This is a genomic window from Streptomyces sp. NPDC048288, assembly GCF_043201555.1.
In the GTDB taxonomy this organism is placed as follows: domain Bacteria; phylum Actinomycetota; class Actinomycetes; order Streptomycetales; family Streptomycetaceae; genus Streptomyces.
Window position 1 is genome coordinate 128,061 of the sequence record NZ_JBICZD010000016.1, and the last position, 18,729, is coordinate 146,789.

Genomic DNA, 18,729 nt, shown 5'->3' on the forward strand with positions numbered 1-18,729 from the left:
GCGTGGTCTGTCCTCCCAAGAGGCCCAAGCGGTCTTCCGGGACGATCAGATGCAAGCGTTGCCACCCCTTCAGCGTGAGCGCTCGTATGCTGCGGCATTCGCAAGCCTCGGAGTCGACTACGACTTCCCCACCATGGAGCTGGGCAGCGTCATAGCCCGGGAGAAGGCCGCGTGACCGCCGAACGGTACATAGAGGCACTGCGCGCCGCCCAGCCCGTCCCGGCGCCATCTGGTGCAGCGTGCTACCGATGCAGGCGGTGGACGTACGCACCGGTCGCCGTGGGGTACATCCAGCGCCCCTCCGGCGCAGGCATGACCCTCTACGCCTGCCCAGACCACGTCACCGAATCCACACCCGGTCCCATCCCTGACGACCTGAGGTAGCACGCCCAGGAGGCGTCAACACCCCCCCACCCCAGCCGACACCAAGGCGGCCCCGTCCGGCACTTGCCGGGTGGGGCCGCTTCTGCCTGTGGTGCATGCGAAATCCGCCGTCTGCCAGACTCCAGGGATCAAGGGCGATACAGTGTGTTTAGAAGGCGCTCCCGGTCAGGACGGCGTCGTACGAGTCGTACGGCAGCCTCGTGGTCCACTGGGGGTCCTTGAGGTCGGCGGTGACGAACGTGGCCCGGTCGTCGCCCGCGAAGGTGCCCTCGGCGATGGCGAGCAGGGCCGGGTCGAGGTCGACGCCGACGCTCACCGCGTCCGGGAGGCGGGCGAGCAGCCGGGCGGTGATGCTGCCGGTGCCGCAGGCCAGGTCGAGGACGCGCGGGGCGGTGCCTGCGAGCGCCTCCACCATGTCGAGCATGATCCGGAACCGTTCCTCGCGGTCCGGCATGTACCACTCCTGCTGCCGGTCCCAGCTCTCCTGCCAGGCACCCCAGTCGGCACCGGCAGTGGTCGTCGTAGCGTCCGTCATGACACCTCTCCACCCGCATGTCCCGTAATACCCTGGAAGCACGACCGGCTGTTACCCGACCGCACGACCGACCATAGAGCGCCCTCGTAAGGACTACAAGTGGAACTGGCCTATTACTCGGATTATGCCGTCCGTCTCGTCAACAGCGAGGAACCGGCCCGGGGCAAGGACTCCCTGACCTCGGTCGAGGCCGTCCGCGACCTCTTCGGCGGCAACCAGCAGGCCGCCCGGCGCGCCACCGACGCGGACCTGACCCGCTTCCGCTCGGTGCGGGCCCGGCTGCGCTCGGTCTTCGAGGCCGCCGACAAGGGCGAGGAGGCCCTCGCGGTCGACCTGCTGAACTCACTCCTGCTGGATTTCCCGGTCAGCCCGCAGATCTCGGGCCACGACTTCCGGGACGACGACGGCCGCCCGCTGTGGCACATGCACCTGGCCGACCACCCCTCCAACGCCACGGCCGGCTACGCGGCGATCGCGGCGATGGGCCTCGCCTTCCATCTCACCGAGTACGGCGTCGACCGGCTCGGCCTGTGCGAGGCACCGCCGTGCCGCAACGCCTACCTCGACACCTCCACCAACCGCTCCCGGCGCTACTGCTCGGACCGCTGCGCGACCCGCGCCAACGTGGCCGCCTACCGGGCCCGCAAGCGCCTGGAGGCGGAACGGCCGGAGAGCACCGGCCGCAGCGCGGAGACCGCCCAGCGCACCAGCGCCAGCGGCGAGCGCTGACCGGCCGCCAGCGGCCGCCACCGCACCAGGGCCCGGCCCAGGATCAGCTCCTGCGGCACGGTCCCGTAGTCCGTGCTGTCCCCGCCCGCGTACGCGTTGTCCCCCAGCACCCACCAGCCGCCCTCACGCGGCTCCACGGCCCGTTTGACGACCAGCAGGTCCTGCTGGAAAGGGTGGCGCAGGACGACGACGTCCCCGGCCCGCACCCGGGCCCCGTACCGCACCAGGAGCTGATCCCCCTGGTACAGCGTGGGCACCATGGACGGGCCGGTCACCTCGGCCAGTCCGAAGGGCGCGGCGCCCCTCCCCCGCTCGGTCTCCTGCGACAGCTCCGGCATCCCCGGCACCTCCCCGGTCCGTTCCTCCACCAGTCTCAGTCTGACCCTGGACTTTTGTCCTAAGCCCATGGGGGCACTCGCGAAATCACGCTTCCCAGGGAGTAATGTCCCACCTGAGAAGACGATCACGAGGAAGGAATGCTCCATGCTTTCCCGCCTGTTTGCCCCCAAGGTCAAGGTCAGCGCCCACTGCGACCTGCCCTGCGGCGTGTACGACCCGGCCCAGGCCCGCATCGAGGCGGAGTCGGTGAAGGCCGTGCAGGAGAAGATGGCCGCCAACGACGACCCGCACTTCCAGGCCCGCGCCGTTGTCATCAAGGAGCAGCGCGCCGAGCTCGCCAAGCACCACGTCTCGGTGCTGTGGAGCGACTACTTCAAGCCCCCGCACTTCGAGAAGTACCCCCAGCTGCACGTCCTGGTGAACGACACCCTGAAGGCCCTGTCCGCCGCCAAGGCGTCCACGGACCCGAAGACCGGCGAGAAGGCCCTGGAGCTCATCGCCGAGATCGACAAGATCTTCTGGGAGACCAAGAAGGCCTGATCTTCGATCATGCCGTTTGACCTGCGATTTCCTTGGTCGCTGGGTTTTCCGGTCCGCACCCGGTCCGCAGGCCGCCGAGCACGGCGTCCATGACGGTCCGGGTGCGGTCTTCTTCGCCCGGCCACAGGGGGCGTACCTCCGCAGCGTGATGACGGCTGAGGCGTAGAAGTGACGTGGGTCGTGGGTCACCATGCTTGAGGGCCGTGCGGCGAGACCTGCCGGTCCTCGGCGGACCGATCGGGCCGGACTGGCGACGCCGGCGCTCGACGCGGATCGTGCCGCTCCTGAAGTCGACGCCCGAGAGCGTGAGGCCGAGCAACTCGCCTATGCGCGAGCCTGATCCGGCAAGGACGACGATCACCGTTCGGACATACGGCGGCATCGCTCCGAGCATCGCCTCGACCTGCGCGACGGTGAGCGGAGTGAACTCTTCATCGGGCATGGACGGGAGCGTGATCCGCTTGCATGGGGTCACGACGATGGCCTTGTCCTCGACGGCCGCCGGCATGACGCGGACCAGGACGTCGTGGACGTTGCGTACGCTGCCGGGGCCCAGTTGCTCGGAGAGCTTGAGGAGTCGAGCGCGGGTATCAGGTCAACCCGCAGTGCTCTGTCGGTGATACGAGCGCCCGCCTCACCGGCGAACTGCCCGCCCTCAGCCAGTCCTGGCGGATCTCCCCCCGACGCGCCCCACGCGCCACCCCCATCAGCCGCTTCGAGCAGGATCTGCGCGCAGCCCTCCCAGACCACGCCGACCGCGTCCTCGCCGACCGCCCTGCCGAAGTCCTCAACTGGCGCATTACCGCCCAGCCCGGCAGGAGAGCGCAGGCCGCGCGCAAGCGAAGCACCCGTATCGCCACACCCGTCGCGCCCACGCAACAGCCAACGCCCACGACGGTGCACGATCGGCTTACGGAGCACAGTCGGCGGCAGACGAGGACGCCGCCGAGGCACGTGATCTCGAAGGTCCGTGCTGGGCGATGTGATCAACGAGGATGGTGCGGGCCCGCCCGATCGTGGCCTCGAAGGACACGTCGTGCTGGTCCGCCCAGGCTCGGTTGGAAGCCATGTGCGCGACGGCCGGCCCAGGATCGTCGACCGTGATGATGCCAGGCAGTTCCGTCGTCTCCACCCGCCCGAACTCCTCACCCGGGAAGGGCGTCTGCCACTGGTAGAGCGACTGGCGAGCGGCGAGATCCCGGTCACCGCTGTGGGCGCTGCCGGCGAGGCGGCTCCGGTCGGTGACGGCGGCGGCGTGTGCGGCGGACGGTTCGGTCACGTCCGCGACTCCGTGGGAGGGGCAGCGGGTGAGGCCGCGAGGACGGCCGTGTGGCGGAGTCGTTCACGCAGGTGTGCCGCCTGCGCGGCTCCACCGTACTGCGGCCCGCTCAGCTCCCGGCCCAGAGCGACGAGCCGGCGCACGATACTGGCCGACATGCGCTCCGGCGAGGAGTCGAGGACGAAGGCGAGCACCGTCACAGCTCGACCCCGACACCGCTCCGCCGCCGTACGTCGGCCGCGCCTCCTCTTCGGTCACACCCGAACCGAATGAACCCCAACCCAGCCCTGGGGACATCCCGTGACGACCCACCTCGTCCCACCGAACGCCGTCCTGGGCAACGCCCTCCACCATGCCGAGGACGTCCTGCCCCACAGGGACCTGCCACCGTCAACCCGACCGCGGCCCGCGAACAGCAGTTCACCGACATCCGCAGTTCCCACCCGTCAGTAACAGATGAACGCCCGCCAGCGCAGTAGGAAGCGGAACTGCCCTGCCGAGACAGCAACTCCCTTTGAACGTTGGACAGTTGCAGAGTCGTTACTTCATTACGGCCGGTAGGAACCACGGGACATCACCAGGCGCACATATCACTGCAAAGAACCCATGTTTTCCACATCGCCTTTACTCACCGCGAATATGGAGCATCGGGTTCCGAGAAGTTTACAGTCATTGTGGTTGCAGCTTGTTGACTCATGATCGATAGTGATGCGTCCCGAGACGCTTGATGCGGCCTCGGGCCAGTCGCTGCGCCCATGTGCGGCCAAGGCACGAGGAGCGGTCGTCGAGTCCGGCGTAGTGACTGTCCCAGCGAGAACAGTGGGCGCGACGTTGCACCGCCGCGCCCACCCTCACTATCGCAGTCCACCTCAGCAAAGGAGTCTTCACGCGAAAGCGTGCAGGCATAGTAGTGGGTCTCTTTGCCGTTTCCACCTTCGTGGTCGGAATTCCGACCGCGGAAGCGAAGGTGTGCGCCTACAACAGCTGCTCCTACGCCATCAACAGCTGGAAGGCCGCCAAGATCTGCGACGGCGACAAGGACGGCAACTACGTCGAGAGCAACTACTACCGCGACAGCGGAAGCCACGGAACCGTTTCGGAGCACAGCGGGGTCGGCCACTGCAACGCGAGTGGTGACAGCAGCAACCTTGTCTACCGCCACCAGGCCCACCAGATCCGCGACTTCGCTCCGGACGCATGGTCCAGCTTTGAGTACCGCTACTAGAAACTGACGGCGGTGGTGCGGGGTGCAAGGCCCCGCACCACCGCCGTGCACGGTTTGTGACCCCAGGAACCGGAGTTGCGTCATGCCCCCCACACCTACCGGCGTTCACGCCCGGGATTTGTACTACACGATCGCCGGTCGAGTGATCCTGAACTCGCTGACACTGCATGTCGACCGCGGTGAAAGCGTGGCTATAACAGGTCCAAGCGGATGCGGTAAGAGCACATTGCTCAGCTGTCTCGCGGGGCTCACGCCTCCGGACCGAGGCACCGTCACCATCGACGGCCAGGACGTCACCGCCCTGCCACCGGGGCGCAGGGCCGCGGTCCGCCTGAGCACCATCGGAATGGTCTACCAGTTCGGCGAGCTGCTCCCGGAGCTGAGCCCGCTGGAGAACGTCGCCCTTCCCGCCCTCATGGCCGGCGCTCCCGCATCGGAGACGTACGCCCGCGCGGAGTCGCTCCTGAATGACCTCGGGGTCGCTTCCGTCATCGGTACCGACTGCGGATCGCTCTCGGGCGGGGAGCGCCAGCGGGTCGCGGTGGCCAGGGCCCTGATCGGGAAGCCACGCGTCATACTCGCGGACGAGCCGACCGGAGCACTCGATGGCGAGACCTCCGACAACGTCGCCGACCTGTTGTTCGCTCTTCCCGCGGCGCACGGCTGTGCGCTCGTCGTCGTCACCCATAATCCGGATGTCGCCGCTCGGGCGGACCGTGTTCTCGCCGTGCGTGAAGGAAGGCTGCACCCCGTCCACGAGAGCAACGGTGCGGTGAATCAGCGATGACCCTGCCCACCGACACGACACCCGTCACTGTGTCGCCTCCGGCCCAATCCCGCCTACGTACGGCCCGAGGACGAGGGGGACGCCTCCGAGTCGCGCTGGCCGTTGGTCATCGTGCCGCTAAGGGGAGCGGCGGCGGACTGCACCGGGCATCGCTGGCCTGCGCGGCGTTCCTCGCGCTGCTGACCCTGTGGGTCTCGGCTGCGGCCCACACCGTGCACGACGACCGCAACGCGCGGATGACGGCCCGCAACCCCGTCCCAGTGGCCCAGGGCGACACCGATTCCGCGGTGGCCCGATGGTGGGAGCGGCCGGACACGGTCGGCGACCGCAGCATATCCGTGATCTTCGTGCGCGAGATGCGCCCTGGCACCCCACCCCCTCCGGGACTGGATCGCTGGCCCAAGCGCGGCGAGGCGTTCCTGTCGCCATCGCTCGTCACGGCGGCTCCCGGAACGGAGCGCCGGTACGGATCGTTCGCCGGGACCATCGGCCAGGACGGGCTTGCCGATGCCGCCGAACTCGTGGCCTATGTCAACCCCGCGCAAACAGGGTTTTTCAGGCAGGTGTTCGAGCCGAACTCCTATGTACGCGGCTTCGGCAACCCGAACCAGCAGATGTTCTTCGTGAGCAGCCATCAGTTCGATCGGGGAATCGCCGAGCTGGACCTGCTCATACTGCTCATGGCGGCCCTGCCCTGCGCGGCCCTGATCCTTGTGGCGGTGCGCAGCCGAGCCGATACCCGTGACCGCCGCCTCGCACTCCTCGACGCCCTGGGAGCGCCCACACGAGTTCGCGCCCTTGTCCTGGCTGGAGAGTCCTGGAAGGCGATCGCGACCGGAGTGGTCGCAGCGTGCGCCGTTGTCTCCGCGCTGTCGCTGACCTCTCCCACACTGCCGTTCACCGGCTACCAGGTGTGGTCACACGACTTGCGGGCGGCCCTGCCCAGCCTGCCCGTCCTCGGCCTGGAAGTCTTCGTCTGCCTGGTCCTGCTCACTGTCCTGGCAGCGATCCGCAGGCCCCGCAGGACCGGCACCAGGCCGACCCGGCAACGTAACCGGACCCCTCGCTGGCCCCACGCCCTCTTCCTTCTCGGGCTGGCCGTCGCCGCCTGGGGGTCCGAACACCGCCAGGTGGAGGGCCGGTTCGGCTTCGTCGCCGGTTCCGTCGTCGCGCTGATCGCGCTTCCGTACTCGGCTTCACACCTCGCACGTGTGCTCGGCCGCCGACTGGCCGAACGAGGCGGCGCCAAGGGCGATCCCGTACGCATCGTCGCCGGTCGATGGCTCGCGGCGCGCCCGGCGACCCTGGCCCGTCTCAGTGCCGCCCTCGTGGTCGGTCTCGGACTCGTCACCATCGGCCAAGTCCTGACAACGCAGTTCACCGGGCCGGCAGCCGAGGCCAGAGACCGCTACCAAGCGTCCGGGGCCGCACTCGTCCAGGTCCGTTCTCGCGACATACCAGCGACCGCCGCCGGTTTCACCACCGCCGTGGGCCCTGAGAAGATCCTCCGATACTCGCCGGAGCCGGGTACCTCGGCCGAGGAACCGAAATTGCGGCTCACCGGCGCGTGCGAGAGCCTCCGCGCCCTGGGGCAGATGACCTCGTGCCCCTCCACACCGAAGTCCGCAAAGGATGTCTTCACCCAGCTCACCCCGATGGGCGCGAACGTGCTGCAGGACGGTGACCTGGTCAGCGCCCCCATCGCGTCGGTCTGCGCCTGCCAGGCCCCGTCACGCGGGGACAAGGCTCTCTACGGTTTCCTGGTCCTGAACTCTGCCGGCGATGCAGGGCTCAGCCGGATCAAGCAGGCCGCCTATCAGCACCTGATCGGCCCCATGACCGCGTTGCCCGGTCAATCGTGGTACCTCGGATCAGCCGCCCAGGCCGCACAGACGCGCTGGCTGCTCGACATCGCTCTGATCGGGCTTGCGGCCCTCGCCGCTGCAGGCGCGTTGGGAGCCGCGGGAATCTTCCTGGAACAGGCGAGAGCCCTGGGCCCGCTGTCCGCGTTCCGTACCGACCGTCGGTTCTACACCGGCATCGCCACCTGGAACCTGGCGATCCCGTTGGGCGTCGTCGGGGCGGTGGGAGCTGTTGTGGCAGCCCTGCTCGGCGGCTTGCTGATCAACCTCGGGAAGGGAGGCTGGATGTCGCTGCCGCTTCTTCTCGTGGGTCTGGTCGCGGTGACTCTGGCCGGTGCGGTGGTCGCCCTTGCCTGTGGCGCCGTCGCCGCCCGCCACGCGGTCGCCTGGCGGGCACAAGGTGACTGACTCCTGATCTCGACACTGCTGCGAAGAGAAGAGGCCTGAACCGTGGCCTTTTGAGTTGTGACGGTCTTACCCAGCCGCACCCGGACCCCGGTCTCCCCGTGGTCCGGGTGCGGTTTTTTCCTGTTGTGCCAGGTGCCGGAGCGGGTCGTCGGTCAGGCGGCAGATCCGCCACTCGTCCAGGAAGTCCGCGCCGAGGGACCGGTAGAAGTCGACCGCCGGCTCGTTCCAGTCCAGGACCCACCACTCGAAGCGCTCGTAGCCGCTGCGCAGGCAGAGCGCGGCGAGGGAGGCGAGCAGGGACCTGCCGTGGCCGCCGCCGCGGGCGTGGGGCCGTACGTAGAGGTCCTCCAGGTGCATGCCCCGGGTGCCGGTCCAGGTCGAGAAGCGCGGGAACCACAGGGCGTAGCCCACGACCTCGCCCGTGGTGTCGTCCTCGGCGATCAGGGCGTAGGCGGCGGGGCGGGCGCCGAACAGCGCCTCGCGGAGCTGCTCAGCGGTGGCCCGGGCCTGCTCCACGGCCCGCTCGTACGCGGCGAGTTCGCGGATCATCGCGCGGATCTCGGGGATGTCGTGCTCGGTGGCGTCGCGGATCATACGGAAGATCCTGGGACACCGGGCTGAGCCGTGTCCATGCGGTTCCACATGCAAAGCGGCCGGCCGGGATCCGGCCGGCCGCTGCGGTGGCGGTGCTAGTGCCCGCCGTCGTGGTCGTCCTCGCCGGCCTCCAGGAGGCCCGCCGCCGCGCCCACGATCCGCGGGTCCGGGCTGCCGACGACCTCTTCGTCCTTGTCGGCGTAGTCGAAGCGGGCGAGTACGCTGCGCATGGCCTCGACGCGGGCCCGCTTCTTGTCGTTGCTCTTGACCACGGTCCAGGGCGCGTACTCCGTGTCCGTCTCACGGAACATGGCGACCTTCGCGGCCGTGTAGTCGTCCCAGAGGTCCAGCGAGGCCAGGTCCATCGGGCTGAGCTTCCACTGCCGTACCGGGTCGACCTGCCGGATCGTGAAGCGGGTCCGCTGCTCGCCCTGCGAGACGGAGAACCAGAACTTCACCAGGTCGACGCCGTCGTCCACGAGCATCCGCTCGAACAGCGGGGCCTGGCGCATGAAACGCCGGTACTGGTCGTCCGAGCAGAAGTTCATGACCCGCTCGACGCCCGCCCGGTTGTACCAGGACCGGTCGAACATCACGATCTCGCCGGCGGTCGGGAGGTACTCGACATAGCGCTGGAAGTACCACTGGCCGCTCTCGCGCTCGGTCGGCTTCTCCAGCGCCACCACACGCGCGCCACGGGGGTTCAGGTGCTCCGTGAAGCGCTTGATCGTGCCGCCCTTGCCGGCCGCGTCCCGGCCCTCGAAGACGATGACGATCCGGCGTCCCGTCTCCTTGATCCAGGTCTGCAGCTTCAGCAGTTCGATCTGCTGCAGCCGCTTGTGCCACTCGTACTCCTTGCGCTCCATGCGGGACGCGTACGGGTAGTTCTCCCGCCAGGTGTCGATCGGGGACCCGTCCGGGCGGATGAGTACGGGGTCGTCCGGGTCGCTGTAGTCGACCTTCAGGTCGGCCAGCTCGGACAGCAGGTCCGGCGTCGTCATCCAGTCCTCCTCAGCGCTTAGGTGGGGTCAGTGGAACTGCGGCACGATCAGGTAGATGCCGTACGCCACCACGGCCGCGCAGGCGAGGAAGCACAGACCCGCCTGGGCGATGCCGACCGTGCTGGTACCGCCCCGCTCCTTGGCGTCCTCGTAACGGGCGAACCCGAGGACGCCGAAGGCGAAGACGACCACCACTGCGAATGTAACTCCGATGCTCACCGCGGTGACCTCGCCGAGCGAGGTCCAGTCGATGCTCATGGGGACTCCCTGGCTCAGGCGGCGGTGCCGACGTTGGACGGGGGCGTGGTGCGGACGGCGACCTCGTGCCCGTCGTTGACATTCTTCGCGTCGATCGGGTTGCGCCGGGAGAGCAGCACGATGCCCGCCGCGAGCGCGGCGCCGACCAGCGCGACCACGACCGTGCCGAAGTTGCCGCCGTGCTTGACCGCGGCCGCCGAGAGGCCGCCGACCAGCGCGGCACAGGGCAGGGTGATCACCCAGGCGGCCACCATGCGGCCGGCCACGCCCCAGCGGACCTCCGCGAGTCGCCGGCCGACGCCCGCGCCGAGGATGGAACCGGAGGCGACCTGCGTGGTGGACAGCGCGAAGCCCATGTGCGCGGAGGTCAGGATGACGGCCGTGGAGGCGGTCTCCGCCGCGAAGCCCTGCGGGGACTGGATCTCCGTCAGGCCCTTGCCCATGGTGCGGATGATCCGCCAGCCGCCGATGTAGGTGCCGAGAGCGATGGCGAGACCCGCGCTGAAGATCACCCAGATCGGCGGGCCGGCGTCGCCCGGGAGCGCGCCGACGGAGATCAGGGTCAGGGTGATGATGCCCATCGTCTTCTGGGCGTCGTTGGTGCCGTGCGCGAGCGAGACCAGCGAGGCGGAGCCGATCTGCCCGAGCCGGAAGCCCTTGGTCACGGACTCCTCGCGGCCTCGGTGGGTGAGCTTGTAGGCGCAGTACGTCGCGATCAGCGCGGCGACCCCCGCCACCACCGGAGACGCGAACGCCGGGATGATGATCTTCTCGACAACCTTGTCGAAGTTGATCGCGCCGGAGCCCGCCCCGACCCACACCGCGCCGATCAGCCCGCCGAACAGGGCGTGCGAGGAACTGGAGGGCAACCCGACCAGCCAGGTCACCAGATTCCAGAGGATCGCCCCCACGAGCCCCGCGAAGATCATCGCCGGAGTCACCTTGGCGTCGTTCACAATGCCGCCGGAGATCGTCTTGGCGACCTCCGTGGAGAGGAAGGCCCCGACCAGGTTCAGTACGCCACTGATCAGTACGGCTGTCTTCGGTTTGAGCGCGCCTGTCGCGATGGACGTTGCCATCGCGTTCGCCGTGTCGTGAAACCCATTGGTGAAGTCGAACGCTAGCGCTGTGACGATCACGACCGCCACGAGGAACGTGATGTGGTCCATTCTTCTATGCAAACAAGCCTGAGCCAATTACGCGAGAACCGGAAGCGAACGAAGGTTCAAGAACAAGCCCGGTCCAGGTACGGGATGTGCATGTCATGCTGGGGTTATGACCCTGGAGGACCTGAGGCGGCTGCGCCGCGCGCGCGACCGCATGGACCGGGAGTACGCCGAGGCGCTCGACATGACCGAGCTGGCGCGCACCGCCCTCATGTCCCCCGGTCACTTCCAGCGCAGCTTCCGCAAGGCCTTCGGGGAGACCCCGTACAGCTATCTCATGACCCGGCGGGTCGAACGGGCCAAGGCGCTGCTGCGGCGCGGCGACCTCACGGTGACCGAGGTCTGCATGGCCGTCGGATGTACCTCGCTGGGTTCCTTCAGCTCACGGTTCACCGAGCTGGTCGGGGAGACACCGAGCGCGTACCGGGCCCGGGACCACGAGGAGAGCACGGTGATCCCGTCCTGCGTGGCCCGCACCTTCACCCGCCCGCGCCGCCGCCCGTACTGACCGCGCACTGCGCCCCCTCCCCGCGCAGGTCACTCAACGCTCCCCCGCCGTACACTGGCCGTCACCGTCAACATCGTTGCCCGGCAAGGTTCGCGCACAGGGTCGTCGGAAGCATTCGGGGGAGCCGTGACCACCGCATTCATCTCTGTCCTGAGCACCGCCCCGGTCGCGGACGCCGAGTCCCTGACCGACTGGCTCCGAGGCGAGCCGACGCTCGCCGGCCGGGTCCGGCCGGTCGGGGGCGCCCCGGCCGAGGGCCGGCTGGGCGTCCCGCTGGACACCGTGTCCGTGCTGCTGGGCGCGGGCGGCCCGCTCACGGTCCTCGCCTCCTGCCTGCGCGCCTGGATCACCCAGCCGCGCCGCAGCGACGTGAAGCTGACCGTCGGACGGGAGAACGGCCCCACCGTCGAGATCGACGCCCGCCGGGTCAGCCGCGAGGACGTGGAGCAGCTGCTGCGGCAGGCCCTGGACCAGCCGGACGTACGGGAGTGACGTGCGCCTTCCCGACCCCCGCCGCTCCCGGGTCGTCCTGATCGGCGCGAGCCGCTACACCGACCCGCAACTGCCGGACCTGCCGGCCGTCGAGAAGACCGTCACCGACCTCGCCGGGCTGCTCACCGAGCCGGCCCACGGGCTCGTCCCGGACGGCCACTGCACGGTCCTGCTCGACGACGGCGACCTGCGCACGGTCGGCGACCGGCTGCGCTCCGCCGTCGCCGGGGCCGAGGACCTCCTGCTGGTCTTCTACGCCGGTCACGGCCTGGTCGCCGGCCGCCGCCACGGCCTGTACCTCGCGCTGCCCGACAGCCGCTGGGAGGCGCCCGAGTTCAACTCCCTGGAGTACGACAAACTCCGCGACGCCGTCCTCGACTCCCCCGCCGAGACCAAGGTGGTGATCCTCGACTGCTGCTTCTCCGGCCGCGCGGTCGGCGACTCGCTCGGTACGGGTACGGGGGCCGGGCGGATCGATCAGCTGGAGGTGGCCGGCACCTACGTCCTGACCTCCGCCCAGCGCGACCAGGTCGCCCTCGCCCTGCCCGGCGAGGAACACACCGCGTTCTCCGGCCGGTTGATCCGGCTGCTGCGCGAAGGGATGGCCGGCGGACCCGAGTTGCTCACCGTCGACGACCTCTACCGCGGGCTGCGGGCGGTCATGGCCGCCGAGGGCCTGCCCGCCCCGCTCAACCGGGGCGTGGGCACCGCCGGTTCCATCGCCCTCGGGATCAACCGCGCGTTCGCCGGCACCGCGGGCCCCGCACTCCGCGACCGCCAGGCCGCCGCCGTCGAGCTGGGCAAGGCCGGGGACTGGGCGGGGGCGGCCGAGCGGCTCCGCGGGATCGTCGACGAACAGACCCGGATCCTGGGCGCCGAGCACGCGGACACCCTGCGCGGCCGCCAGGCCCACGCGCACAGCCTGGGCGGCGCCGGCAGCCCCGCGGCGGCGGCCGGCCTGCTGCGCCCGCTCCTCGCCGACCAGCTGCGGCTGCTCGGCCCGGACCACGAGGACACCCTGCGCACCCGCCAGTTCCTCGCCGTCAACCTCGGCGAGGCGGGGCACCGGGAGGAGGCGGTGGGGATGTTCCGGGTGCTGCTGGCGGACCGGGGGCGGGTGCTGGGCACGGACCATCCGCACACCCTGCGGACCCGGCATCTGCTCGCCCGGAACCTGACGTTCACCGGCGGCCGGGCGGAGGCACGGGCGCTGCTGCGGGAGGTGGCGGCGGTACGGGAGCGGGTGCTGGGGGCGGAGCATCCGCACACCCGCAGGGCCCGGGAGGATCTGGCGGGGGTGAGCGATGTACGAGAGGTTCAGTGAGCGCGCGCACCTCGTGGTGGACCGGGCGCACGAGGAGGCGCGTGCGCTCCGGCACTGGTACGTCGAGCCGGGCCATGTCCTGCTGGCCCTCCTCCGCGAGGACCAGCTCGAAGGGCTGCCGGACGCGCCTTTCGGGGCGGTGCGCGCGGAGCTGGTCGCCGCTCTCGGCAAGGGCACGGCCGAGCCGGGCGACTTCCTGCCGCTGACCGGCGAGACGAGCGCCGTGTTCGAGGTGGCCGCCGTGGAGGCCGACCGGCTCGGCCATCGGCTCGTGCAGCCGTTCCACCTCCTGCTCGCCCTGCTGGCCGGCGCGAACACGGTGGTCGCGGACGTCCTCTCGGCGCACCGGACCGACCCCGCGCCGCCCCGCCGGTCCCTCGTCGGCCCGCTCGCCCGCACGCTCCTGGACTCCCTCACCGGGGCCCCGGCCGCCGGCCCGCCGCCCGGCCCCGAAATCCCCGTCGCCCGGCCCGTCCCGCCCCCGGACCACGACCCCTTCGTCTGGGCCATGAGCTGACCGAGCACCCCGGCCGGGATCGCCCTAGCCTGACCCCATGGACGTAAAACTCGCGCAGTGCTTCATCGCCGTCGACGACCACGACAAGGCGCTGGCCTTCTACCGTGATGTCCTCGGCCTGGAGGTCCACAACGACGTGGAGTTCGAGGGGATGCGCTGGGTGACCGTCGGGTCGCCGCTGCAGCCGGGCGTGGAGATCGTGCTGGAGCCGCCCGGCGCCAATCCGGACGCCTCCCCCGCCGACCGGCAGGCCATGGCCGAGCTGCTGGCCAAGGGCATGCTGCGCGGGGTGATCTTCTCCACCACCGACTGCGACGCGCTGTACGAGCGGGTGCGGGAGTACGGCGGCGAGGTGCTCCAGGAGCCGACGGACCAGCACTGGGGCGTACGGGACTGCGCGTTCCGGGACCCGGCCGGGAACCTGCTGCGATTCATGGAACGCCGGTAGGCGGCCGCCCGCTGAACGCCGGTGACCGGCGAGTGACCCCTTTACGATCCCGTCCATGAGCATCCGCTGGACGTACGCCTTCGCCGACCGCCCCCTCGCGCACCTGGCCGCCGCCCAGGCCTTCTGGACGGCCGTCACCGGCACCTTCCTCTCCGCGCCCCGCGGTGAGCACGACGAGTTCGTGACGCTGCTGCCGGCCAGCGGTGTGGACGCCTGCGTCAAGGTCCAGGGGGTCGACGCGGGCCCCGGCGGAGCCCATCTGGATCTCTGCGTCGAGGATGTGCCGGGGCTGCTGAAGCGGGCCCGGGAGCTGGGCGCCGAGACGGTCGCCGAGCACGACGGGTGGGCCGTGCTGCGGTCGCCCGGCGGGCAGTCGTTCTGCGCGGTGCCCTGGCACGGGGAGTCGGTCCGGCCGCCGGTGGTGGCGGGCAGCCGCCTCGACCAGCTCAGCCTCGACATCCCGCCGTCCGCCTACGAGCCGGAGACCGCGTTCTGGGCCGAACTCACCGGCTGGGAGCTGCTGGCCGGTGCGCTGCCGGAGTTCCGGGTGCTCAGGCCGCCGGCCGGGCTGCCGGTGCGGATCCTGCTCCAGCGGCTGGACGGTGAACAGCCCGCCGCCGCCCATCTCGACCTGGCCTGCGCGGACATCGCGGCGACCCGGGCCCGGCACGAGGAACTCGGCGCCGTGCACCTGGCCGACGGCCGACGCTGGGCGGTGATGCGCGACCCGGCGGGCGGCGTCTACTGCCTGACCGGCCGGGACCCGGAGACGGGCGGCCTGCCTGCCGTCACGGCCACGGACGCACCTCCACCACGGCCGTGACCGGGATCGGCCCGTACACGTGCGGGAACTCCTCGCCGCCCGGCTTCACCGCCTCCCACTTCACCGGCACGCCGACCCGGGCCGGGTCCACGACCAGCACCACCAGCTCGTCCGGGTCCTCGTAGGAGCCGTACAAGAAGGCTGCCACGCGCGGGAGTTGATCGGGGGTGGAGCAGTGGATGAAGCCCTCCTCCGAGACGGTGCGGCCCCGGGTGGACCATTCGTAGACGCCTCGTGCGCGGGCCTCCTCCCACAGGGAGCGCTCGGTGATGTGCAGGATGTTCGGCAGTCCGGTCATGCGCTCACGCTACGGCGTCGGCCGGGCGGCTCCCGCCAGGGGCGCCGGTGCCGTCCCGGGAACCCCGGGCCGCGCTCAGGGCTCTTTGACGGCGGATTCCGGTGGAGGCGGCTCCCCCGGCGCCGGAGCGGACCGCGGGGGCGGCTGTTCCTGGGCGACCGGTGGTCCGGAGTACTCGGCGCAGGCGGGGTTGCGGCAGGGGCCGGGTCCCCACACCGGAACCCAGGCGCCCAGCGTCTTGTGCCGGTGCACCACGCTCTCGACGGGCTGTCCGCAGACCGGACAGGCCTGGTCCTGGCTGGTCATGTCCCCAGCGTAGGCCGGAGCCGGGCGCGGCGCCCGCCGCCGGCCGGGATGCGCCGGGACCCGCGTGAGTCGGCGGGCCCCGCACACCGTGGGGATGTGCGGGACCCGTCGGGCCGGAGCCCCCGGGGATCCGCGCGGGGTCAGGAGCCGCGCGGTCCCGGGGACTCCGGGGTCTTCACCGGCTGCGCCGGGTCACGAACTCGGCGAGCGCCAGCAGGCCGCCCGCCGACTCGGGGGCGGGCACGGCACGGGCGAGTTCCTGCACCGCCCGGGCCATCCGGTCGGCCGCCTCGGACTGCGCCCAGTCCCGGCCGCCCGCCCGCTCCACGGCCCGTGCCGTACGCGCGATCTCGTCGGCGTCGGCCCGGACGTGCGGCTCGCCGTACAGCGCGGCGAGTTCGCCGGCGGCCGGGGTGCCGGAGGTGAGGGCGGCGACGACCGGCAGGGACTTCTTGCGGGCGGCCAGGTCCGCGCCGGCCGGCTTGCCGGTGCGCCGTGGGTCGCCCCATATCCCGATGACGTCGTCGATCAGCTGGAAGGCGAGCCCGGCCTGCCGGCCGAAGCCGTCGAGCGCGGCCACGTCCGCCGCTCCCGCCCCGGCGTACAGCGCGCCCAGGGCGCAGGCGCAGCCGAGCAGCGCGCCGGTCTTGGCCTCGGCCATGGCGAGCACCTCGTCGAGGGTGACCTCCTCGGGCGCCCGGTGCTCCATGGCGGTGTCCGCGTGCTGCCCGGCGCAGAGTTCGAGGACGCAGTCGGCGAGCCGGGCGGCGGCCGCGCCGGACGCCGGGTGCGGGTCCTCGGCGAGCAGCCTGAGGGCCAGCGCCTGGAGGGCGTCCCCGGCGAGGATCGCGTCGGCGTCGCCGAAGACGGTCCAGGCGGTGGGCCGGTGCCTGCGGGAGGTGTCCCGGTCCATGACGTCGTCGTGGAGCAGGGTGAAGTTGTGCACCAGTTCCACGGCGGCCGCGGCCCGTACGGCGACCGCGCGGGCCCCCGCTCCGCCGAGCGCGTCGGCGGCGGCGAGGACCAGCGCCGGGCGGATGGCCTTGCCCGCGTTGCCCGCGGCCGGGGTGCCGTCCGCGTCCTCCCAGCCGAGGTGGTAGCGGGCGATCCGCCGCATCGAGCCGGGCAACGAATCGACGGCCGCGCGCAGTTCGGGGTCGACGAAGGCCCGGGCGCGGTCCAGCAGGGCCGTCGCCTCGGCTCCGTCGAGCGGCTCGGCCCAGTCAGGTGTCCCGGTCGACGCCGAGTCCCGCGGCGTCACCTCCGTCGGACTGTGCTGCCGCTGCGTCACGAACTCGGCCATGGCCTCCCCCTCGCGGAGTGCGCGTACCGCGGCGTCCCCGCCCCGGCTCGGCACGTACCCCGAGGGTGTACCCGCCCCGAAGGGCGGGAACACGGCCGCCAAGTGCGGAAACGTCACCTCCAGCGGCCGATCTCGACGTTCTCCAGCACGCCGAGCGCGTCCGGGACCAGCACGGCCGCCGAGTAGTAGGCCGTGACCAGGTAACTGATGATCGCCTGCTCGTTGATGCCCATGAAGCGGACCGAGAGGCTCGGCTCGATCTCGTCGGGGATCCCCGACTGCCGCAGCCCGATGACGCCCTGGTCGGCCTCGCCGGTACGCATGGCGATGATCGAGGTGGTCCGGGCCTCGGTGACCGGGATCTTGTTGCACGGGTAGATCGGGACCCCGCGCCAGGTCGGGATGCGGTTGCCGCCGATCTCCACGCTCTCCGGGACCAGTCCGCGCTTGTTGAGCTCGCGGCCGAAGGCGGCGATCGCGCGCGGGTGGGCGAGGAAGAGCTTGGTGCCGCGCCGACGGCTGAGCAGCTCGTCCATGTCGTCCGGGCTGGGCACGCCGTCGTGCGGCTGCAGCCGCTGGTCGTACTGGCAGTTGCTGAGCAGGCCGAACTCCGGGTTGTTGACGAGTTCGTGCTCCTGGCGCTCCTTCAACGCCTCGACGGTGAGCCGCAGCTGCTGCTCGGTCTGGTTCATGGGCTGGTTGTAGAGGTCGGCGACGCGGGTGTGGATGCGCAGCACGGTCTGGGCGATGCTCAGCTCGTACTCGCGCGGCCGGGCCTCGTAGTCGACGAAGGTGTGCGGGATGTCGGGCTCGCCGCTGTGGCCGGCCGCGAGGTCGACCTCCTTCTCGCCGTACTTGTTGGTGCGCTGCTCGGGGATCGCGCGCAGTTGCTGGAGGTGCTCGCGCAGCGAGTCGGCGCGCTCGGCCACCTGCTCGAAGTCCTGCCGGGACAGGGTGAGGACGGTGCAGGCGGTGTCCGCGCGGGCGGTGTACTCCCAGATGGCGTCCGGGTCGATCAGGCCCGTCTCGCCGAAGTGCGCGCCGTCGGCGAGGACGCCGAGGACCGCGTCGTCGCCGTACGGGCCGGTGCCGATCTTCTCCACGCGGCCGTGGGCGAGCAGGTAGACCTCGTCCGTCTGGTTGCCGAACGAGGCGATGATCTCGCCGGGGGCGAAGTCGCGCTGCCGGCACCGCGCGGCCAGTTCGCCCAGGACCTCCTGATCCTCGTAGGACCGCAGGACGGGCAGTTCGCCCAGCTCCGCGGGGATGACCTCGACGCGGTCGCCGGTCTTCAGGAAGGTGATACGGCCGTCGCCGACCGTGTAGGTGAGCCGTCGGTTCACCCGGTACGTACCACCCTGGACGTCGGTCCAGGGCAGTGTCCGCAGCAGCCAGCGGGAACTGATCTCCTGCATCTGTGGCGCGGACTTGGTCGTGGTGGCCAGGTTCCGCGCTGCCGCCGTGTCCAGAGACTGCTGCGGCTTGCCCTGATCCGTGCGGACCTCTTCGCCTACCGACATAAGGAAATGCCCTCCCATACCTGCGCGGACGCCGAACTGTCCACGCATCGGTCTCACGGGCAACCCTTTCATCACGGAGCGTG

22 protein-coding genes and 2 pseudogenes are annotated in these 18,729 nt (G+C 70.7%); 12 read left to right on the plus strand and 12 right to left on the minus strand.

Features of this window, described 5'->3' with window-relative positions; genetic code table 11:
* Positions 1 to 538: 538 nt before the first annotated feature.
* Positions 539 to 919, minus strand: a pseudogene (locus ACGFZS_RS42435) (class I SAM-dependent methyltransferase); the annotation flags it as partial.
* Positions 920 to 1,018: 99 nt separating this feature from the next.
* On the opposite strand from ACGFZS_RS42435, the gene ACGFZS_RS42440 reads away from it, so the two are divergent.
* Positions 1,019 to 1,648: a CGNR zinc finger domain-containing protein gene (locus ACGFZS_RS42440; protein ID WP_355718543.1), complete on the plus strand. Its 630-nt coding sequence runs from the start codon at positions 1,019 to 1,021 to the stop codon at positions 1,646 to 1,648.
* Here the strand turns inward: ACGFZS_RS42440 and sodX are convergent.
* The gene (sodX, locus tag ACGFZS_RS42445) at positions 1,552 to 1,986 is read right to left on the minus strand and encodes a nickel-type superoxide dismutase maturation protease (protein WP_355718591.1); all 435 of its coding nucleotides are present in this window, start codon (positions 1,984 to 1,986) and stop codon (positions 1,552 to 1,554) included. The genes ACGFZS_RS42440 and sodX overlap by 97 nt on opposite strands.
* A gap of 145 nt (positions 1,987 to 2,131) precedes the next feature.
* Between sodX and sodN the strand changes: the two genes are divergently transcribed.
* Positions 2,132 to 2,527 carry a superoxide dismutase, Ni gene (gene sodN / locus ACGFZS_RS42450; RefSeq protein WP_355718546.1) on the plus strand — a complete coding sequence of 132 codons (396 nt, stop codon included), beginning with the start codon at positions 2,132 to 2,134 and terminating at the stop codon, positions 2,525 to 2,527.
* Positions 2,528 to 2,534: 7 nt separating this feature from the next.
* On the opposite strand, the gene ACGFZS_RS42455 is transcribed toward sodN, so the two are convergent.
* Positions 2,535 to 3,035 (minus strand): hypothetical protein, encoded by a 501-nt coding sequence (locus tag ACGFZS_RS42455; RefSeq protein ID WP_393799636.1) that lies wholly within the window; start codon positions 3,033 to 3,035, stop codon positions 2,535 to 2,537.
* Positions 3,036 to 3,186: 151 nt separating this feature from the next.
* Here ACGFZS_RS42455 and ACGFZS_RS42460 point away from each other — a divergent pair.
* A pseudogene (locus ACGFZS_RS42460) lies at positions 3,187 to 3,460 on the plus strand (mobilization protein); the annotation flags it as partial.
* Here ACGFZS_RS42460 and ACGFZS_RS42465 read toward each other — a convergent pair.
* On the minus strand, positions 3,438 to 3,806 hold the full coding sequence (locus ACGFZS_RS42465) for a hypothetical protein (RefSeq protein ID WP_393799637.1): 369 nt from the start codon (positions 3,804 to 3,806) through the stop codon (positions 3,438 to 3,440). The pseudogene ACGFZS_RS42460 and the gene ACGFZS_RS42465 sit on opposite strands and share 23 nt — an antisense overlap.
* A gap of 937 nt (positions 3,807 to 4,743) precedes the next feature.
* Between ACGFZS_RS42465 and ACGFZS_RS42470 the strand changes: the two genes are divergently transcribed.
* The 3 genes from ACGFZS_RS42470 (at position 4,744) to ACGFZS_RS42480 (ending at position 8,088) form a co-directional block, all read left to right on the plus strand.
* The gene (locus ACGFZS_RS42470; protein WP_393799638.1) at positions 4,744 to 5,031 is read left to right on the plus strand and encodes a hypothetical protein; all 288 of its coding nucleotides are present in this window, start codon (positions 4,744 to 4,746) and stop codon (positions 5,029 to 5,031) included.
* 82 nt (positions 5,032 to 5,113) lie between these two features.
* A complete protein-coding gene (locus ACGFZS_RS42475; protein ID WP_393799639.1) occupies positions 5,114 to 5,818 on the plus strand; it encodes an ABC transporter ATP-binding protein in 705 nt (234 codons plus the stop codon).
* A gap of 212 nt (positions 5,819 to 6,030) precedes the next feature.
* Positions 6,031 to 8,088 carry a hypothetical protein gene (locus tag ACGFZS_RS42480; protein WP_393799640.1) on the plus strand — a complete coding sequence of 686 codons (2,058 nt, stop codon included), beginning with the start codon at positions 6,031 to 6,033 and terminating at the stop codon, positions 8,086 to 8,088.
* 66 nt (positions 8,089 to 8,154) lie between these two features.
* On the opposite strand, the gene ACGFZS_RS42485 is transcribed toward ACGFZS_RS42480, so the two are convergent.
* The 4 genes from ACGFZS_RS42485 to ACGFZS_RS42500 form a co-directional block, all read right to left on the minus strand.
* On the minus strand, positions 8,155 to 8,682 hold the full coding sequence (locus ACGFZS_RS42485) for a GNAT family N-acetyltransferase (RefSeq protein WP_393799641.1): 528 nt from the start codon (positions 8,680 to 8,682) through the stop codon (positions 8,155 to 8,157).
* 95 nt (positions 8,683 to 8,777) lie between these two features.
* Positions 8,778 to 9,683: a polyphosphate kinase 2 gene (gene ppk2 / locus ACGFZS_RS42490; protein ID WP_393799642.1), complete on the minus strand. Its 906-nt coding sequence runs from the start codon at positions 9,681 to 9,683 to the stop codon at positions 8,778 to 8,780.
* Between the two features lie 27 nt (positions 9,684 to 9,710).
* A complete protein-coding gene (locus ACGFZS_RS42495; RefSeq protein WP_393666443.1) occupies positions 9,711 to 9,941 on the minus strand; it encodes a hypothetical protein in 231 nt (76 codons plus the stop codon).
* Between the two features lie 14 nt (positions 9,942 to 9,955).
* Positions 9,956 to 11,110: an anion permease gene (locus ACGFZS_RS42500; protein ID WP_393666445.1), complete on the minus strand. Its 1,155-nt coding sequence runs from the start codon at positions 11,108 to 11,110 to the stop codon at positions 9,956 to 9,958.
* Positions 11,111 to 11,216: 106 nt separating this feature from the next.
* Here ACGFZS_RS42500 and ACGFZS_RS42505 point away from each other — a divergent pair, with 106 nt between their 5' ends.
* From ACGFZS_RS42505 to ACGFZS_RS42530, 6 genes are all read left to right on the plus strand, one after another.
* Positions 11,217 to 11,615, plus strand: coding sequence for a helix-turn-helix transcriptional regulator (locus ACGFZS_RS42505; RefSeq protein WP_355718558.1), 399 nt, complete (start codon positions 11,217 to 11,219; stop codon positions 11,613 to 11,615).
* Between the two features lie 126 nt (positions 11,616 to 11,741).
* Complete coding sequence (locus ACGFZS_RS42510) at positions 11,742 to 12,107, plus strand: hypothetical protein (protein ID WP_393799643.1); 366 nt, start codon at positions 11,742 to 11,744, stop codon at positions 12,105 to 12,107.
* A 1-nt stretch (position 12,108) separates the two neighbouring features.
* Entirely contained in the window at positions 12,109 to 13,431 is a 1,323-nt protein-coding gene (locus ACGFZS_RS42515; RefSeq protein WP_393799644.1) for a tetratricopeptide repeat protein, read from the plus strand.
* Positions 13,412 to 13,948: a Clp protease N-terminal domain-containing protein gene (locus ACGFZS_RS42520; protein ID WP_393799645.1), complete on the plus strand. Its 537-nt coding sequence runs from the start codon at positions 13,412 to 13,414 to the stop codon at positions 13,946 to 13,948. The genes ACGFZS_RS42515 and ACGFZS_RS42520 overlap by 20 nt, the downstream gene beginning before the upstream one ends.
* Before the next feature lie 37 nt (positions 13,949 to 13,985).
* Positions 13,986 to 14,396, plus strand: coding sequence for a VOC family protein (locus ACGFZS_RS42525; protein WP_355718569.1), 411 nt, complete (start codon positions 13,986 to 13,988; stop codon positions 14,394 to 14,396).
* 55 nt (positions 14,397 to 14,451) lie between these two features.
* Positions 14,452 to 15,219, plus strand: coding sequence for a VOC family protein (locus ACGFZS_RS42530; protein ID WP_393799646.1), 768 nt, complete (start codon positions 14,452 to 14,454; stop codon positions 15,217 to 15,219).
* Here the strand turns inward: ACGFZS_RS42530 and ACGFZS_RS42535 are convergent.
* The 4 genes from ACGFZS_RS42535 to ACGFZS_RS42550 form a co-directional block, all read right to left on the minus strand.
* Complete coding sequence (locus tag ACGFZS_RS42535; protein WP_393799647.1) at positions 15,185 to 15,517, minus strand: DUF952 domain-containing protein; 333 nt, start codon at positions 15,515 to 15,517, stop codon at positions 15,185 to 15,187. The genes ACGFZS_RS42530 and ACGFZS_RS42535 overlap by 35 nt on opposite strands.
* Before the next feature lie 75 nt (positions 15,518 to 15,592).
* Positions 15,593 to 15,823: a hypothetical protein gene (locus ACGFZS_RS42540; protein WP_393799648.1), complete on the minus strand. Its 231-nt coding sequence runs from the start codon at positions 15,821 to 15,823 to the stop codon at positions 15,593 to 15,595.
* 175 nt (positions 15,824 to 15,998) lie between these two features.
* Positions 15,999 to 17,126 (minus strand): family 2 encapsulin nanocompartment cargo protein polyprenyl transferase, encoded by a 1,128-nt coding sequence (locus ACGFZS_RS42545; protein WP_393799649.1) that lies wholly within the window; start codon positions 17,124 to 17,126, stop codon positions 15,999 to 16,001.
* 113 nt (positions 17,127 to 17,239) lie between these two features.
* Positions 17,240 to 18,646: a family 2B encapsulin nanocompartment shell protein gene (locus ACGFZS_RS42550; RefSeq protein WP_393799650.1), complete on the minus strand. Its 1,407-nt coding sequence runs from the start codon at positions 18,644 to 18,646 to the stop codon at positions 17,240 to 17,242.
* Positions 18,647 to 18,729 lie beyond the last annotated feature (83 nt).

Excerpts from the sequence above, each read along its gene's own strand:
- sodX (WP_355718591.1), bottom strand. The coding sequence starts at position 1,986 with ATGCCGGAGCTGTCGCAGGAGACCGAGCGGGGGAGGGGCGCCGCGCCC.
- sodN (WP_355718546.1), top strand. The coding sequence starts at position 2,132 with ATGCTTTCCCGCCTGTTTGCCCCCAAGGTCAAGGTCAGCGCCCACTGC.
- ACGFZS_RS42455 (WP_393799636.1), bottom strand. The coding sequence starts at position 3,035 with ATGCCGGCGGCCGTCGAGGACAAGGCCATCGTCGTGACCCCATGCAAG.
- ACGFZS_RS42475 (WP_393799639.1), top strand. The coding sequence starts at position 5,114 with ATGCCCCCCACACCTACCGGCGTTCACGCCCGGGATTTGTACTACACG.
- ACGFZS_RS42485 (WP_393799641.1), bottom strand. The coding sequence starts at position 8,682 with ATGATCCGCGACGCCACCGAGCACGACATCCCCGAGATCCGCGCGATG.
- ppk2 (WP_393799642.1), bottom strand. The coding sequence starts at position 9,683 with ATGACGACGCCGGACCTGCTGTCCGAGCTGGCCGACCTGAAGGTCGAC.
- ACGFZS_RS42495 (WP_393666443.1), bottom strand. The coding sequence starts at position 9,941 with ATGAGCATCGACTGGACCTCGCTCGGCGAGGTCACCGCGGTGAGCATC.
- ACGFZS_RS42500 (WP_393666445.1), bottom strand. The coding sequence starts at position 11,110 with ATGGACCACATCACGTTCCTCGTGGCGGTCGTGATCGTCACAGCGCTA.
- ACGFZS_RS42505 (WP_355718558.1), top strand. The coding sequence starts at position 11,217 with ATGACCCTGGAGGACCTGAGGCGGCTGCGCCGCGCGCGCGACCGCATG.
- ACGFZS_RS42520 (WP_393799645.1), top strand. The coding sequence starts at position 13,412 with ATGTACGAGAGGTTCAGTGAGCGCGCGCACCTCGTGGTGGACCGGGCG.
- ACGFZS_RS42525 (WP_355718569.1), top strand. The coding sequence starts at position 13,986 with ATGGACGTAAAACTCGCGCAGTGCTTCATCGCCGTCGACGACCACGAC.
- ACGFZS_RS42530 (WP_393799646.1), top strand. The coding sequence starts at position 14,452 with ATGAGCATCCGCTGGACGTACGCCTTCGCCGACCGCCCCCTCGCGCAC.
- ACGFZS_RS42535 (WP_393799647.1), bottom strand. The coding sequence starts at position 15,517 with ATGACCGGACTGCCGAACATCCTGCACATCACCGAGCGCTCCCTGTGG.
- ACGFZS_RS42540 (WP_393799648.1), bottom strand. The coding sequence starts at position 15,823 with ATGACCAGCCAGGACCAGGCCTGTCCGGTCTGCGGACAGCCCGTCGAG.
- ACGFZS_RS42545 (WP_393799649.1), bottom strand. The coding sequence starts at position 17,126 with ATGGCCGAGTTCGTGACGCAGCGGCAGCACAGTCCGACGGAGGTGACG.
- ACGFZS_RS42550 (WP_393799650.1), bottom strand. The coding sequence starts at position 18,646 with ATGTCGGTAGGCGAAGAGGTCCGCACGGATCAGGGCAAGCCGCAGCAG.